At 40.5% G+C, this 14,794-nt stretch carries 13 protein-coding genes and 1 pseudogene; 11 read left to right on the forward strand and 3 right to left on the reverse strand.

The features are described 5' to 3' along the window. The 7 genes and pseudogenes from QSJ37_RS10175 to QSJ37_RS10205 all read left to right on the forward strand — a co-directional run bounded on the left by QSJ37_RS10175 (window position 1) and on the right by QSJ37_RS10205 (window position 7,589). A complete protein-coding gene (locus tag QSJ37_RS10175; RefSeq protein WP_087960298.1) occupies window positions 1-1,407 on the forward strand; it encodes a hypothetical protein in 1,407 nt (468 codons plus the stop codon). Next, on the forward strand, window positions 1,408-2,016 hold the full coding sequence (gene dcd / locus QSJ37_RS10180) for a dCTP deaminase (protein ID WP_081188978.1): 609 nt from the start codon (window positions 1,408-1,410) through the stop codon (window positions 2,014-2,016). Window positions 2,017-2,284: 268 nt separating this feature from the next. Then, window positions 2,285-2,552: pseudogene (locus tag QSJ37_RS10185) on the forward strand (UDP-glucose 4-epimerase GalE); the annotation flags it as partial. Window positions 2,553-2,777: 225 nt separating this feature from the next. After that, window positions 2,778-3,524 carry a hypothetical protein gene (locus QSJ37_RS10190; protein WP_285755047.1) on the forward strand — a complete coding sequence of 249 codons (747 nt, stop codon included), beginning with the start codon at window positions 2,778-2,780 and terminating at the stop codon, window positions 3,522-3,524. 162 nt (window positions 3,525-3,686) lie between these two features. Further along, a complete protein-coding gene (locus tag QSJ37_RS10195; RefSeq protein WP_352177101.1) occupies window positions 3,687-4,874 on the forward strand; it encodes an ADP-ribosylglycohydrolase family protein in 1,188 nt (395 codons plus the stop codon). A gap of 121 nt (window positions 4,875-4,995) precedes the next feature. Beyond that, on the forward strand, window positions 4,996-5,760 hold the full coding sequence (locus QSJ37_RS10200) for a uracil-DNA glycosylase family protein (RefSeq protein WP_172437882.1): 765 nt from the start codon (window positions 4,996-4,998) through the stop codon (window positions 5,758-5,760). A 296-nt stretch (window positions 5,761-6,056) separates the two neighbouring features. Further along, window positions 6,057-7,589 carry a hypothetical protein gene (locus QSJ37_RS10205; protein ID WP_285755048.1) on the forward strand — a complete coding sequence of 511 codons (1,533 nt, stop codon included), beginning with the start codon at window positions 6,057-6,059 and terminating at the stop codon, window positions 7,587-7,589. A 61-nt stretch (window positions 7,590-7,650) separates the two neighbouring features. On the opposite strand, the gene QSJ37_RS10210 is transcribed toward QSJ37_RS10205, so the two are convergent. Further along, window positions 7,651-8,810 (reverse strand): IS3 family transposase gene (locus QSJ37_RS10210; protein ID WP_483313594.1). Its coding sequence is split into 2 segments (ribosomal slippage): window positions 7,651-8,555 and window positions 8,555-8,810, totalling 1,161 coding nucleotides; the frame shifts between segments, so codons are not numbered across the junction. 343 nt (window positions 8,811-9,153) lie between these two features. After that, complete coding sequence (locus QSJ37_RS10215; protein ID WP_285755049.1) at window positions 9,154-9,246, reverse strand: helix-turn-helix domain-containing protein; 93 nt, start codon at window positions 9,244-9,246, stop codon at window positions 9,154-9,156. A gap of 626 nt (window positions 9,247-9,872) precedes the next feature. Here QSJ37_RS10215 and QSJ37_RS10220 point away from each other — a divergent pair. After that, entirely contained in the window at window positions 9,873-10,793 is a 921-nt protein-coding gene (locus tag QSJ37_RS10220; RefSeq protein ID WP_285755050.1) for a DMT family transporter, read from the forward strand. A gap of 280 nt (window positions 10,794-11,073) precedes the next feature. Here QSJ37_RS10220 and QSJ37_RS10225 read toward each other — a convergent pair whose 3' ends face one another. After that, on the reverse strand, window positions 11,074-11,547 hold the full coding sequence (locus tag QSJ37_RS10225) for a helix-turn-helix domain-containing protein (RefSeq protein ID WP_285755051.1): 474 nt from the start codon (window positions 11,545-11,547) through the stop codon (window positions 11,074-11,076). A gap of 550 nt (window positions 11,548-12,097) precedes the next feature. Between QSJ37_RS10225 and QSJ37_RS10230 the strand changes: the two genes are divergently transcribed. The 3 genes from QSJ37_RS10230 (at window position 12,098) to QSJ37_RS10240 (ending at window position 14,785) form a co-directional block, all read left to right on the forward strand. Further along, window positions 12,098-13,447 carry an MFS transporter gene (locus QSJ37_RS10230; RefSeq protein ID WP_483313595.1) on the forward strand — a complete coding sequence of 450 codons (1,350 nt, stop codon included), beginning with the start codon at window positions 12,098-12,100 and terminating at the stop codon, window positions 13,445-13,447. 160 nt (window positions 13,448-13,607) lie between these two features. Then, complete coding sequence (locus QSJ37_RS10235; RefSeq protein WP_285755053.1) at window positions 13,608-14,036, forward strand: DUF488 domain-containing protein; 429 nt, start codon at window positions 13,608-13,610, stop codon at window positions 14,034-14,036. Window positions 14,037-14,197: 161 nt separating this feature from the next. Then, on the forward strand, window positions 14,198-14,785 hold the full coding sequence (locus QSJ37_RS10240) for a hypothetical protein (protein WP_285755054.1): 588 nt from the start codon (window positions 14,198-14,200) through the stop codon (window positions 14,783-14,785). Window positions 14,786-14,794: the final 9 nt, after the last annotated feature.

Raw genomic sequence — 14,794 nt, forward strand, 5'->3', positions numbered from 1 at the left:
ATGAGAATATCTGCGATTGGTAATTTAAAGGCTACAGTTAGTGATATGTTTAATTTTGAAGATCAATTAAAAAATCTTTCATTAAAGATATATCCATCTGTTGCTTTAAAGGAACTGATCGTAAATGATCTTATACCAATTGTAAAACAACTGCGGGATATTTTAATATCGGAAATTAAAGCTTTGGAGGAAAATGAACAGCATGTTATTTCTTCTAAGGCTAAGGCAGTAAACAAAATATGGTTTAGTCGCCGTATTCAATTTGTAGCAAGTGCTATTTCAGGGACAGATTTGAAATCTTATCCATTAGAGATTATGGAAATATTTAAAGAGATGATCAAAAACATAGACGGAGAAAATTTTGAATTATTAACGTCTCCTATAGACCAGTTAAATTTTACTTTTCAGGAAATTTGGCATCCAATAAAAAAACTACTTGAAAATGAAGTAGGAGTTACAAGTAATAATAATAAAAAGTTTGTTAAATTAACATTTCCAAGCCAGCATAAGGATAATGTGTTCTTAAGTGGTATTTATGCTCATGAAATAGGACATTATTTTGACCGAAATAGGGGACTTTGGTCCAAAATATTTGCACAAAAAGTTTTGTCCCACCCTTATTTAAATAAGTTAGGAAAATTCTTTTTCAAACAAAACAATCATCCAGCTTCCATTGCGGAAATTTCATCTTTTCTCCATGATACAGTACTGGGGGCATGGCTTCGCGAAGCTATAGCCGACTGTGTGGCAATATATTTATTAGGACCTGCTTTTATATTTTCTTCCAGTGACTTGCTTACTTCAGTTGTAGGTACGCAAATAATTCAAACGGGGAGCTTGATAGATGTCCCATCCCACACACATCCGCGAGATGGATTAAGATTTAAGTTTCAGTTAAGTGTTTTACGAAAGTTGAAACTGTATGATCCTTTACACGAAAAAATCAAGGAAATCTTAGATACATTAGAAAAGGACTGGGAACAAGCCCAAGTGGTGTATCAGCCTAACATAATTAGTCGCAATTATATAAGTTTTATGCTTAACCAGGAGTCCTATCAAATACTAGAAAGGATATGGGAAGAGTGTTTATCATTGGTTGTTAATGAAGTTGAAGCGCTTATAGGTGATAATTTAATGAAACCATGCCACATAGAAGAAGCGATGAGGCTGGCTGAAGAGAGAATTAAATGGTTAGTTCCGCCGAATGAATTAGACGGAAAACCAGCTAATGCAAAAGCTATATTGAATTCTGGTTGGTTTGCAAAATTATTAGGGGACAATGAAATATTATCTAGAGTTCAAAGTTTGGATGGGGAAAAATCAGAGTACAACTTCTTAGGGTTGCTAAATGGATTAATGAAATATGCGTTGCATGCCTCTACCATCCAAGAAAGGTGGGGGAATTAAATGGCTATTTTGTCTAAAGATAAAATAGAGGAATATTTATCATTAGATGATCATGAAAAGAGATTGATTGTTACTCCAATATTAGACAGAGAGAAGCAATTAGGAGCTTCGACAATAGACCTGAGGTTAGGAACAAAATTTAAAGTAGATATGAGAACTAGAGAGCCATATATTGACCCGATGGAGAATAATAGACCAATAGAAACTTTTTTTGATCAGACGTATCGAAATTTTGGTGAAAAGTTTTTGTTATATCCTGGCCAGCTTGTTATAGCATCTACCTTCGAATATGTTAGACTGCCTAGTAATTTAATGGGATTAGTAGTTACACGTTCCTCATGGAATAGACTGGGGGTGACTATATCTTCTGTGGTACAGCCAGGATATGCCGGTGTATTGACATTGGAGTTAGTAAATCGTTCTTCCAATCCAATAGCAATTTATCCGGGATTAAGATTTGTCCAATTGTTATTGTTTGAGGTAAAAGGGGATACAAAAATACTTGATTACGCATTGCAATCTCTGTCTAAATACGTGGCTAATACGGAACCTTTCATATCAAATATTTTTAGAGATAAAGATCTAGAGACTCTCATGAAGTTTATATGACAATTAGTAATGGGTATGTAATCAATATCCAAAAATAAAATATATTGGTTACGTTCCTGTGCATTGCGATCCGAAAAGTAGACAGTATAAAATCGGTTAAGCAGGGGAATCAAGTGCCTAAATGGCTCTGATTCCTTTCCTTTCCTTTTCTTTTCTCGTCTTTTCCAAGCGTCTCAGCCCCCTAAGGCCTGTCAAGGAGAGCATTTGACAGCCCCTCAGATTCTGGGAATGGATGGTTAAGACAAGGAAGGAGAAAATATAGCCCTCTAATGGATTATCGAAAAAAGCCATTTATAACCTCGGCAACGACTTAGGATATTCCGTCAACGAAGTCATTGAAACATGTGAAAAAATAACCGGCCACAAACAAATCCTTCATTGAATACACCGAACGCCGTCCGGGCGCCCCAGCGCGCCTTGTTGCCTCCTTGGAGAAGATTTATTATAAGGAACTCGGCTGGAAAGCGGAATATTCGTTGGAACAAATCATAGAAAGTGTGTGGAAATGGCATCAGCGGAAAGGATTACAACGATAATGCTGCCCTTGTTGTGGGGCGGCGTGTTTATTTATGACTAAAATTAACAGAATATTCCGTATATATTTGATTCGCTGCACCGTGCATGGCGGCGATGGAGTTATGGAATAGTACATAAATCGTGGGTATATTTTCACAAAAATGTAATGGAAGGAAAAGGATTGGGAGGAAAGGTGTCGAAATAAAAGGATTAGTGTCAATATCACGAATATGGAGGGGATAAAGTTGAATTTTTTTCGGGAACTAGGCAGATTGGCAGGGAAAGCAACGGGAGCGGTGATAGGTGGCGCGGTGAATGTTGTCGGTGAAATAACAGGCAGCCAATGGATCAAAGAGGTAGGCGATGGCGTGAAAAAAGCGTCTGAGTTTGCCGGCGATACGTTTGGCCAAGCGGTAGACGGCGTATGGAATACGGCGTCTGGCATCATTCAAAAAGATGAAGCGAAGATCGAAAAGGGCCTTGGAAACATCGGTGAATCGATTTCGCGCACGGCCAAAGGAGTATACCAGACGGCCAAACATACATACCAAAACGGAAAAGAGGTCTATGAAGGGCTGCGCGATGACGATGAGAAAAAGATCAAAAACGGATTGACCAATATTGCCAAAACGGTAGCTGTAGGAACGTTGGCGGTCGGAATCGTGGATGTGATCGATGGCGCTGACCATAGCGATTGGGCAGAAAGCGATCAAGATCCGGACAACATAGGTAATGGGGCAGATGCCAATGGACATTCTATGGGTTCCTATACCGGCTATTCCGAGGTGGCAGTCAGCATCGAATCGGAAGAAAATCCGGGGACACATCATGTCCGTCCTCACTGGGTGGAAGGACATTGGCGCGATGGGCAATGGATTGAAGGATACTGGCGTGATGGGGATGGAAATACCGATGTGAACTTGACAGAGCAACAAGGCGGCGGCTATGAGCGGACGAATCCGGACGGGAATCCGGGTAATAACCTGGCATAAATTAGATGACCTTCTTTTGTTTCAAGTGGGGAATAAACTTTTGATAATAGCCAAGACGGCGAGGGAGGGAAACGGGTGAAAGAAGAAATATTGCTTGTAAAAATACATAATTCCTTAGCGGAAGGCAAAAGTGATTATGAAGCTACTCGGGGAAATTGGAGGATGAGTAAACATAGATTTCCGTATATTCAATATGTTGCAGGGGTACATCATGGAAAAGTCGTTTGTGTCTTTCAGCCTGAAGAGTGGGAGATTATCGAAGAAGGACCTGATAAGGGGAGAAAACGTTTTGCAGGTACCAAAGTTTCTAGTGAAGTATTGAAAAAGCTGCAAATGGTAGAGGACAAAGTTATGAGGAAATTCGGAAGCGGGAATGCTATTGCTTATCTTTCATTGGATGAATTGGATCAGTTAGTGAGCAACTACCAAACTATAAAATATGCAAAGCATCATACGGCTAAATCAAACGATGTGGGGGAAAACGTGCTTGACCGAATCAAAGGAGGGCTGTTCGGCCTTGCGATTGGCGATGCGCTGGGGGCGACGACGGAGTTTATGAGTGCCGAGGAAATTCGCGGCACGTACGGAAAAGTGACTGACATCATCGGCGGCGGTTGGCTTGATTTACTGCCTGGGGAAGTGACGGACGATACGGCAATGACGATTGCGGTGGCGAAAGGGATCATTCGGAATAAGGAAAATCCGATTGCTGAAATCGGAGAGGAGTTTTTGAAGTGGTATAAGACCAATCCCCCGGACGTCGGCAATATCATCCGCACCGTGTTTTCATTGTATGCTGGCGATTGGTTTGATGCTGCTTATCGGGCTTGCCGGAAGCTCGGCGGCAAATGTGCGGGGAACGGGTCGTTAATGCGCTGTTTGCCGATTGCGCTGGCGTATGCGGATCAGGAAAAGATGGAGGAAGTCACGGTCCTTCATTCGAATATGACACATCATGATAGTCAAGCGGCGGAAGCGTGCCTTATTTATAACCGCATTGCTTCTCGGTTGTTGCATGGAGAAAAGCTGTCAGCAGCGATTAGGCAAGAAGTTGTTCATACGCGATACGAACCGCTTTTAACGATTGAACCGGCCTGCCCGCCTGACGGCTATGTCGTGCATACGATGAGCTGGGTTCTTCATTGGCTGTTGCGCTGCGAATCGTTTGAAGACGTCGTCATTTCAGCGGTGAATATGGGCGGCGATAGTGATACGATTGCGGCGATTGCCGGGGGATTGAAAGGATTAGAAGTCGGATATCACCAACTGCCAAGCCGTTTTATTGAAAAAATCGTCTGTGCCGATGAGTTGGAAGAGCTGGCGGTGCAATTGGTAAATATTCGGGGCTAGTCGGGTGGAGTTTGCCGCGGCCTTCCTATTGGTTGATCGGTTTGAGATAGGATTTATAGGTTTCCGATAATTTCCATCGATGTTTCTTTGTTCGAAATTTTTGTGAATGATGGGGGGATGTATGATGCTAGCTCATCGATTGGCTGAAATACATTCGAACTTTGGCATTTATAGTGAATCACAAATCAATGGGAACGTTGACTTTCATATCGTATCGGATTTGAAACAAGTTCCGGAGTTGAATTATTTAGTGGATTTTTATGAAGCGTATTTCCAGCATTATAAAAAAGCAATGGATCCATCTCGGAATTATTGGTCTTTTAAGAGGGACAATATTGCCCGAAGTGTGGATTTGCCGTTTATTGGGCGTAAGGTTGTTGAGCGAGGTAAGGCAGAGTATATCTTTGTGTTTAAGGGTTCCTTGCAGAAGGAAGAGAAGCTGAGTATGACCGTCCTTTCTTGTTTTTGGATTTTTGAAGACGTACAACCTTATCAGTCATTTTTTGATCGCTATTGGCCCAATACCAAAAATTATGATCCGCTTGTTCGAAATTTAGGGATCACCAGGGATATTGCAGAGAGATCATATGTGACGGATTTTGCTAGGGTAGCTAATCATAGAGGGATCCGGGATATGAAAAAGTGCAAGGAACTGTTAATGGACGAAATACATTTATTAAATCCCCAACTGGTCATATTAGTCGGTTCAGAGCCAAGAGATGCATTTAGCCACGAACTTCGGCTGCATCCGGAAAAGTACATGAGTGTTCCGTTTTCGTTAAAAGGGGTTCCGAAAAAGACACAAATAGAGGGTCCGCTTCTCTATAAGCAACTGCGTGAACGTCTTTATCATTTGTTAGACAAGGAAAAGGGTCAGGTTCTGTGAAGCGCCGAGAATGGTCGATTGGGTTTGGTGCCTGTCACCACCCGATATGCTTGGGAAAGGAGATGAAGCGATAAAAAGGAGATTGAGATATAGTGAATGCATAAAAGCAAAAAGCTCTTATTTCTGTACTCCAAAACCATATCTCAAACGATATCCAGCTTTTGCTGCTTAAATAGAGCAAAACAATTGTTAAATGCCCGAAAACTTATAAAAAACTTGAAATTGAGATAGTTTTTTCTTTTTTTCTTTTGTCTTCAAACAATAAAAATGAAAAACATAAAGGAGGAATAATAAAGATGAAAACACGTATTCCAACTATTTTATCTCACACTCTTCTTTCTGCTTTTTTAGTTATCGGGTTAGCTGCGTGTAATGACAAAGAAGCTACCAGCCAAAATTCTTCTTCTAAAACAGCAGAAAAAGCTTCTGAATCGGATTCGAAAAAAAACAAAAAACAAGAGAAAGAAGCAATATACACTTTTCCTCCATTAACAATTCAGAAACAAGAACAAGTATTACTTGAAACAAAACAAGGAACGATGCGCTATTTAGGTTATGCAATTGATGAAGGAGATCAATATCTTTTAGCGATTCGTTTTGAAGGAAAAATAACAGAGGCAATGAAAAACAATTTTTACATTAAAGTTATTTTAGAAGACAGTGAGTACGACGAAATTGATAATGAAGTGAAACCAGTGAATATTTTACCTACCAAAGAAGGAGAAATCCATCTATACCGATTAGAGACTCCGGCCCAAGGGAGAAAAATCGTTCGATTAGATGTCACATTCCAAAAATCCGAAAACAAACTAGTAAATACTACACCAAAACAAAATATCGAATTCCAAGAATCCGAACAAGAAGATATTACGAAAACTTTCCAACTTCCAGAACCAAACGGAACAATGAAAATTCCAGGAGAAATAGGTTTTAAAACTCTTGAACATTCCGATTTATCGGTAGTAAAAGAAGGAGAATATGGAATTGTGAAAATCAATTCCATCTCTTTATCTCCTACTTACAATAGCCTTACCATTAGCGGAAGCATTGAATATAAAACAGATTTATACGGTAATCCTAAATTTCGTTATTTCCTTCCTGCAAGCAAAGAGTATGGGAATATGGAATTAGAGCTTAACACAGAAACTGAAGATAGGTTTAAAGGAACAAAAGTTCCGTTTGAAGCAAATATAGAATTGAATGAACCAATCGGGAAACAACAAGGTGAATTTTATTTTGCGATAGATGATATTATGTTTGGATTTGATTTGGTAACAGGAAAAGAATTAAAAGAATTACACATTACTCGTTTTCCTTTAGGTGAAAAAGGTTATGGAGCAAACAGAGTAGGTTATGGAGCAGTAGAGAAATTTCCAAGCTTATTTGGTTTTGAAGATACAAACGGAAACATTTATTTTGACGCTCGTGTCATTACAGGTTTTTGGTACGGTTATGGCGAAAATACGAAAGGCCATTCTTTATACAAAATTGATGTATCCGGCGATTATCAAACCCTTTCCTTCCAATTAGGAACAGAAAAAACAGATGAAAAAATTAATCCGAACGCTAAAGCATTTATTCGTATTTACGATACAGAACCACAATTTAACGAAGAGACAGGAGACATTCTTCCTGAACCAAAACCGCTCTATGAACGCACTCTTGGTGTTAGCGATAAATTAGAACCAGTTAGTATCGATGTTAAAGGAAAACATCATATTTATATTGTATATATGTCTTCTGAAATTGATAATAGTGTATGGGATAATAGCTTGGAAAAGACTATTCATGTTCCTGTTATTATCTACGATATGAGGCTATCCAAGTAAATTAAAAGAGAGAATTTATTGCACATAACCCTGTCAAGTAGACAATGAAAAAAAGAGTATATTAAACTGCGGCCTTTTCTCGGTATTCAATCGGGGAAAGGCCGTTTAGCTTTTCTTGAAAACGACTGTGATTGTAAAAATAAATATATTCTTCTATCGCCTGATGCGCCTGTTTGATCGTTTTTGGGCGCACTAAATACAGCTTCTCTGTCTTTAAATGGGAGAAAAAGCTTTCGATACACACATTATCGTGGCAATTTCCTCTTCGGGAATGGCTTCCTTGAATTTTGAGTTCTTGGAGCTGGTTCTCATAGGATTTTGTCGTGTATTGGAATCCTTGATCCGAATGCAGAAGAGCATTCTTGCTAAATGGCTTCTCCTCTAGTTGTTTCAGTGTATTTAATACCAATTCAAGATCGTTTCTTTCCGATAATTCCCACGCGACAATTTCGTTGTTATATAAATCTAAAACCGCAGACAAATAAGCAAACGTATCTCCCACACGCACATACGTAATATCTGTTACGAGCTTTTGAAACGAATGGTCGGCGCAGAATTCGCGGTTTAAAACATTCGGAAATACCACAGATCCTCTTCGTCCGTAGAAAGGACGCTTTTTGCGAATTACCGATTGAATTCCCAATTCCCTCATGAGACGCCGTACACGTTTATGGTTTACCATGATTCCTTCCCTAGATAATGCCCTTGTCATTCGTTTATATCCGAAGTATGGATGAATCTTATGAATAGCGAGTAAATGTTCTTTCAACAGAAGATCTTCTTCCAGACGCAACGCTCTTTTGGATCTACTTTTGCGCCATTTGTAGTATCCAGCCCTGGAAACTTCGCCAATTTGAAGCAGCCATGCCAGTGGGTGCTTTTTCCGTAGCTCCTCAATAATGAGAAACCTTTCCGCTTTTAAGACCACTCCTTCCCGTGTAGATTTGGATTGCGCTTTTTTAGGTATTCCACCTGTGCTTTCAAATACGCGTTTTCCTCTTCCAAACTGGAAAAATGTTTGCGATTCCATACTCCCCGTTGATCTTTCAATGACTCGCCGCGTTGAACTTTCTTGATCCATTGTGCAATCTGGGCGTCGCTCTTGATTCCAAAATGTTCGCGGAGCTGCCGATAAGACCAGCCCTCCTCCAACTTCAAACGAACGACTTCCCGTTTCAGCTCTTCGGAATAGGTGTTAAAAGTTTGTCCTTTCTTCGCCATAAAAAATCCCCTCCCAAGTAGACTCTTAAGAACATCATATCAAATGTCCTCTTTTTTCGCTGTCTACTTGTAGGGGATAATACCATGGCTGGTCTTTCTTCGATTCTTTTTTCTTCTTTCCCTTGTTTTTCAAGTATTTATAGTAACCTGATCTTGAAACCTTTAGCTTTTCACATATTTTAGCAACCGGATATTTTGTTTTTAGTTCATCTATTACTTTGAATTTCGCTGTTTTCCCCCCTTTTCAGAATTTGAAGATACTTTTTTAAAATTTCATTCTCCATCTCTAGCTCTCGTATGATCACATCCTTATCCATTTCAGGATGATTTTTAACTTTTCTTCTTAACCCTGCTCTCCATACGTTTCATATTGATCGATCCATTTGTAAATATATTTGTGATCGGTAATATCAAGATGGTGCGCAATCACTTTCACGCTTTCTCCTGCCAAGGCTCATTGAACCGCTTCAAGCTTTAATTCTGTAGAATAACTTTTAGCTCCTTGTTTTTTAGACATGTTTATCGGCTCCCTTCTATCATCTGTATGGGCATCTTGTTTTCGATTTATACATGTCTACTTTCAAGGGCTCACTCCACTGTCACTTGTCGAAGGCTATTCCGTAAAGAAGTCATTGAAGCATGCGAAAAAGTAACCGGCCGCAAAGCCTTCATTGAATCCACCAACCGCTGCCTAGGTCCCCCCCCTCCGGTGCGCCTTGTTGCATCCCCGCATTTACGAAGAACTTGGCTGGAAAGCGGAATATTCGTTGGAACAAATCATCAAAGCGGGTGGAAATGGCATAGCCGAAATGTGAAATAAAGATGCGAACTGTTTATTACATTTGTTAAATATAAATAGAAACAACAAACATGATGTCGTAAAGAAACACATACATATATAGGAATGGATCACGAACAATTTATCATCGGTTGAATATCACTTTGATTGTCATTCGGTTGGATGGTTGCTAGAATAATGCATGTCGCATCTTTTAGCAGAAGGATACACTTTTCTAAAATAGTTTTTGATGACTTCATGTTTTGTGTGAGGGGAGTTCGGATATGTCGAAATCGTTCGTTTATATCTCCCTCGTCTTGATTATGATAGTTTGGGGATTGAACGTGATTGCCATCAAGATTTTAGTTGAACATTTTTCGCCGGTGACGTTAACGTCATTTCGGATTTTTACCGCGGGGATCGTTGTGATTCTGATTTTGCTATTCATGGGGCAGTTGCGGAAATTAACTTGGAAGGAAGTTATGTATATTGGCATAGCCGCTTTGTTTAGCGTCGTTGCCCATCACCTTTTTCTGGCGCTTGGATTAGCAAAAACGACAGCGTCCAATGCTGGTTTAATTTTAGGTCTTGTTCCGCTGGTCACATCATTGTTAGCGGCTATCTTTTTAGGCGATCGGTTTACGGTGTTTCGGTTTGTCGGGATTTTCCTCGGGTTTGCCGGCGTGGCGTTTGTCGTGTTAAACGGTAAAAGCGGCATTCACCATGTGTCCATTGGCGATTTTTATGTATTTCTGGCCGTATTATCCCAAGGAATCAGTTTTATCATGATCAAAAAAGCAACGGTCGATGCGCGTGTGATGACAGGTTGGATGTTGTTGTTTGGGTCTTTGCTTCTGTTTTTTATTAGTTTGTGGATGGAACCGAACGGCGTCTCCAGCTTGGTAAACGGTACGCCATTCTTATGGATGATTTTCCTTGCTTCCGCTGTATTTGCCACTGCGCTCGGCCATATGTTTTACAACCAAGCGATCCAACATATTGGTGCGGTGGAATCGGCGATTTTCATTAATTTGAATCCTTTGTTTTCTTTGCTGGGAGCTTATTTATTCCTCGGAGAATCTATTTCCTTTACACAAATGCTGGGATTTATTTTGATCGTGCTCGGCGTCGTCTTAGGGAGCGGTGTATTGGATGAAATCGAGGTGTTTACTCATCGCTCGAAAATGATGGGGAAAAAGTGTTGAAAAACGGAGCTTGTGGGGCTCCGTTTTTTATTGGTGAGGGGGTCTGTCGCTAAGGGGATTTCCTCTGTCTACACAAAAGACCGAATATTCATTATCTTGTGTAAAAAAATCAGTCCACTATGGATCGAAAATGAAAAATGTAGGTGGGGGAGTCATCATTCTAACATGTTATGTAAATCTTGCAGCATACCGACAAAAACTAGATCGTGATGTATGTTTTCATATAAAGCTGGGCCAATTGTTACATAAGTTTCTGTTATGTTCCCCATATTTTCCTTCTTTACTCCTCTTCCCCTAAATATTCCAACATCTTTTCCGCTATGTTGATGGATTGATTTTTTATCTTTTGTCTTTTTCGGAGAAATGCTGGCCAGCTTGGATGATGGAGAAACTGTGCGGTTGGGATGGTCCATTTTCCACTGCCTTCGAGGCGTTGGTACGCATCAATTTTTCCTTCTGCGCAATATCGGCGAACCATTTGTGGTGTGACGTCGAGAAGAAGTGCGACATCGCGAACGGTTAGATATTCTGGAATGGTTGGTTCCGTTATTTGGCTAAGAACGTTCTGGACTTCTTCTTTCTCTTGTTCGTTTAGTGCTAGATACATCTTCTCTTTTTGTTTTTCCAGTTCAAGTGAAAGTCTTACTAGCTCCAAGTAACGTCTGGCGTTTTCACTTAGTGTTGACGTTTTTTCATATTCATCAACATTTGAATTTCCTGCTGTTCGAAAAAGAGTAGTCATTTTTTTATTCACCCCTTCCTCACCTCCATTGTATCAGGATGGTTAAAGAAACTAAAGAAAAAAAAGAAATAAAAGAAACTTTTATTAATATTTGTTTCCTTATTAAGGGAAAATATTCTCTGGAATGATTGCTTGCGTGTCTGTGCATTGCAATCCGAAGTTATTGAACAAACACATCATCTTAGTGACCGGAGAAGAACAGACGATTGATTTGCCACGCTCGGATGTCTTGAAATACTATTTTGCCAACGCTTGGTTTTAATCACGTTCATTAGGTATTAGGGTCCGTGTCTTATTTAGTGTTCTTTATATCATTGTGATTACAGTAATTTTCTCTCCCATTCATTAGCGGGAAACGATGATAATACACAAATGTATCATAATTTGTTAAAATTTTATGTATATTCTAAAAATAAAGACGCAGTTTTTCGGGTGTTAAAGAGGTGTTCTTTCGTCGAAAAAGATAAAGATTTATTTACGTAAACTAAACAAAATCATCAAATATGTAAAGTAACCTATATAGTAGAGTAAGTGATTTGCCGACCGTTTTATAACCGAAAGAATGGGGGAGAGCGCAGTGAAGAAGATAGAAGATGCCTTGCCTTTGCATGAAACAAAAAGGCGTCCGGGATGGAAACTGTATGTTTCTTTGCCGGTTTTATCGTGGGCGTTGTATGATTTTGCGAATACGATTTTTTCTTCGAATGTGAATACGATTTTTTTCCCGCTTTATGTTTCGGAAACGGTGGGAAAAAGCGAGAGCTTGAACCAGATCGCCAGTACATTTATTTCGTATGCGAATGCGTTAGCCTCTTTCTTTTTAGTTTTATTTTCTCCTTTATACGGCACATGGATTGACCGGACTGGGAGAAAAAAGAAATGGCTTGGGATATTTACAGTTCTTGCGGTTGTAGCGACTTTGCTTATGGGCGTTGCCGGATATTCGAATCATGGGAATTTCATTTTTGGATTGCCGGTGTCTTTTGTCATCACCGTGCTTTTATTTGTCGCAGCAAAATTTTTTTACCATTCGAGCCTCGTTTTTTACGATTCCATGATTTCGAGTTTGGGGAATAAACAGGAAATTCCGCTCATCTCCGGTTTTGGCGTTGCCGTCGGATATGTAGGAACGCTTGTCGGGCTTGCCGTGTATCCGTTTGTTGGCGAAAAGGATTACTACCGGGCTTTTATTCCAAGTGCTCTTTTGTTTCTCCTCTTTTCTTTACCGCTTTTTTTCTTTGTCAAAGAAGAAGCCGCTGCGCTAAAACGAAAGACCGGATTTTTTGCGGGCTATCGGGATATTTATGCGACGTTGAAAGAAATGAAAAAGTATCAAAGCATTTTTACATTCATGATTGCTTATTTCTTTTTAAATGATGCCGTGGCGACGACGATCGCCATCATGTCCGTTTATGCCAAAGCCATTGCCGGGTTTACGGCGGGGGAATTTATCCTTTTATATTTAGTTTCCACCGTTTCTAGCATTATAGGTTCGTTTCTTTTTGGCTATATTACGAGAAACAAAGGGGCAAAAAAAGCGGTTTTGTATGTTGGCATCATGATGTGCATTGCGCTGGCAGTAGGGGCGCTTGCTTTTTCCAAGCTTTCTTTGTGGATCGCTGGAAGTTTGTTCGGCGTCAGTTTAGGAGCGATGTGGGTCACTTCGAGAACGTATATTGTCGAACTTTCGCCGAAAGACAAGCAAGGGCAATTTTTCGGACTGTTCGCTTTTTCCGGAAAAGTGTCGGCCATCATTGGTCCGACGATTTATGGAAGCATTACTCTCCTTCTTCATTCGTATGGAAACATTGCCAATCGGTTGGCGATGGGATCGCTTTTGGTGATGGTGCTCCTTGGCATTTTCTTTTTGCGGAAGGTAAAGCCGCAGGCGCCCGCCGAGCCGGAAAGCTGACGGGAGATTTTGTGGGTGCCTGTCGCTTGTCAGACAGTTGGTGGCAAAATGGATACTTTATAGAATGCGATCCGGTAAAACAAAGAGATTGCTTTCCTTTTTGTTTTGGGAAAGATGCGCTATGATAATTTTAAGAGGGTTTTTAGAGGGAGTGGGTGAAATGGCCGGAGATTATTTTTTGAAAAGAATTTATGAACCATATGATCGAGCAGATGGAAAACGAATTTTAATTGATCGGATTTGGCCGAGAGGCATCTCTAAAACGGAAGCAAAGATCGATTTGTGGATGAAAGAGATTGCGCCAAGCCCCGAACTTAGAAAATGGTTTGGCCATAAAAGGGAGCGGTTTCAGGAATTTTCAAAGCGCTATGTGGCGGAGCTGGAAACGGAGGAACAAAAACAAATGCTTGTCAGAGAACTGATTGCGATGGCAAAAAAAGAAAAAGTAACCCTTCTTTACGGGGCTAAGGATAAAGAATGCAATCATGCCGTTGTGTTACGAAACTTTTTAACATATTTTTCCCGAGAAGTCTCCCTTCCCCTAAACGTAAACGGAGTGAAGGAGGGAGATGAATTGGGAGGTTTTTGATTTCTAAAAACGAACATATGTGCTATGATAGAACTATCCATCAAACAAAGAAAGAAGGGAATGCACATGCTTCGTGGCCAAAAAGTGTTCTTCCGGGCATCGAAAGCGGATTTGGACCGATTGTATGCCTGCAATCGCGAATCCGCCCGTGTTTGGAATGAATGCCTCCGCTTAGCCAAAGAACACTTCCTCCAGCATGGGTGCTGGATCACCAAAAGCGAGCTGCAAAAACAAACGAAAAGAAAGTTCCATCTTCACAGCCAATCGATTCAAGCCGTCTGCCACAAATATCTCTTCGCCAGAACCTCGCACACCAAGCCATCCAACAAGGACATCCTGCCCGCTATCCCTACAAGAAAAAGAAGTACTTCCCAACAAAATGGGCGAAAGACGGTTTCAAAGTGTATGAAAACGGAAAAATCGAACTCTCCATGGGCATTCATCACGGAAAACGGGAAAAGCCAATTGTCGTGTATGCGTCGCATCTTCCAAAGGGAACGATCAAAGAAATCGAATGCTGCTGGGATCAAGGTCTTTATTTGACTGTGACGTATGAAGATGGACAAAAGGCCAAAGCGTACAAACCGAACTTCTCCGTCGGAGTCGATCTTGGGGAAGTGCATACGATCGGAGCGTTTTGCGAAAACGGGCAAGCCCTCCTCATCACGGGAAGAAAAATACGTTCCCTTCACCGGCTGCGGAATAAAAAACTGGCGGAGATCCAGCGTCGCCAATCGAAATGTCAATAAGGATCACGC

The sequence above is a fragment of the Parageobacillus sp. G301 genome (assembly GCF_030268025.1).
Taxonomy (GTDB): Bacteria; Bacillota; Bacilli; order Bacillales; family Anoxybacillaceae; genus Parageobacillus_B; species Parageobacillus_B toebii.

What these genes read in the sequence shown, in the direction of transcription:
- QSJ37_RS10200 (WP_172437882.1), top strand. Translation starts at nt 4,996, where the DNA reads ATGATGCTAGCTCATCGATTGGCTGAAATACATTCGAACTTTGGCATT.
- QSJ37_RS10175 (WP_087960298.1), top strand. Translation starts at nt 1, where the DNA reads ATGAGAATATCTGCGATTGGTAATTTAAAGGCTACAGTTAGTGATATG.
- QSJ37_RS10195 (WP_352177101.1), top strand. Translation starts at nt 3,687, where the DNA reads ATGAGTAAACATAGATTTCCGTATATTCAATATGTTGCAGGGGTACAT.
- dcd (WP_081188978.1), top strand. Translation starts at nt 1,408, where the DNA reads ATGGCTATTTTGTCTAAAGATAAAATAGAGGAATATTTATCATTAGAT.
- QSJ37_RS10230 (WP_483313595.1), top strand. Translation starts at nt 12,098, where the DNA reads ATGGGGGAGAGCGCAGTGAAGAAGATAGAAGATGCCTTGCCTTTGCAT.
- QSJ37_RS10220 (WP_285755050.1), top strand. Translation starts at nt 9,873, where the DNA reads ATGTCGAAATCGTTCGTTTATATCTCCCTCGTCTTGATTATGATAGTT.
- QSJ37_RS10235 (WP_285755053.1), top strand. Translation starts at nt 13,608, where the DNA reads ATGGCCGGAGATTATTTTTTGAAAAGAATTTATGAACCATATGATCGA.
- QSJ37_RS10205 (WP_285755048.1), top strand. Translation starts at nt 6,057, where the DNA reads ATGAAAACACGTATTCCAACTATTTTATCTCACACTCTTCTTTCTGCT.
- QSJ37_RS10240 (WP_285755054.1), top strand. Translation starts at nt 14,198, where the DNA reads ATGCCTCCGCTTAGCCAAAGAACACTTCCTCCAGCATGGGTGCTGGAT.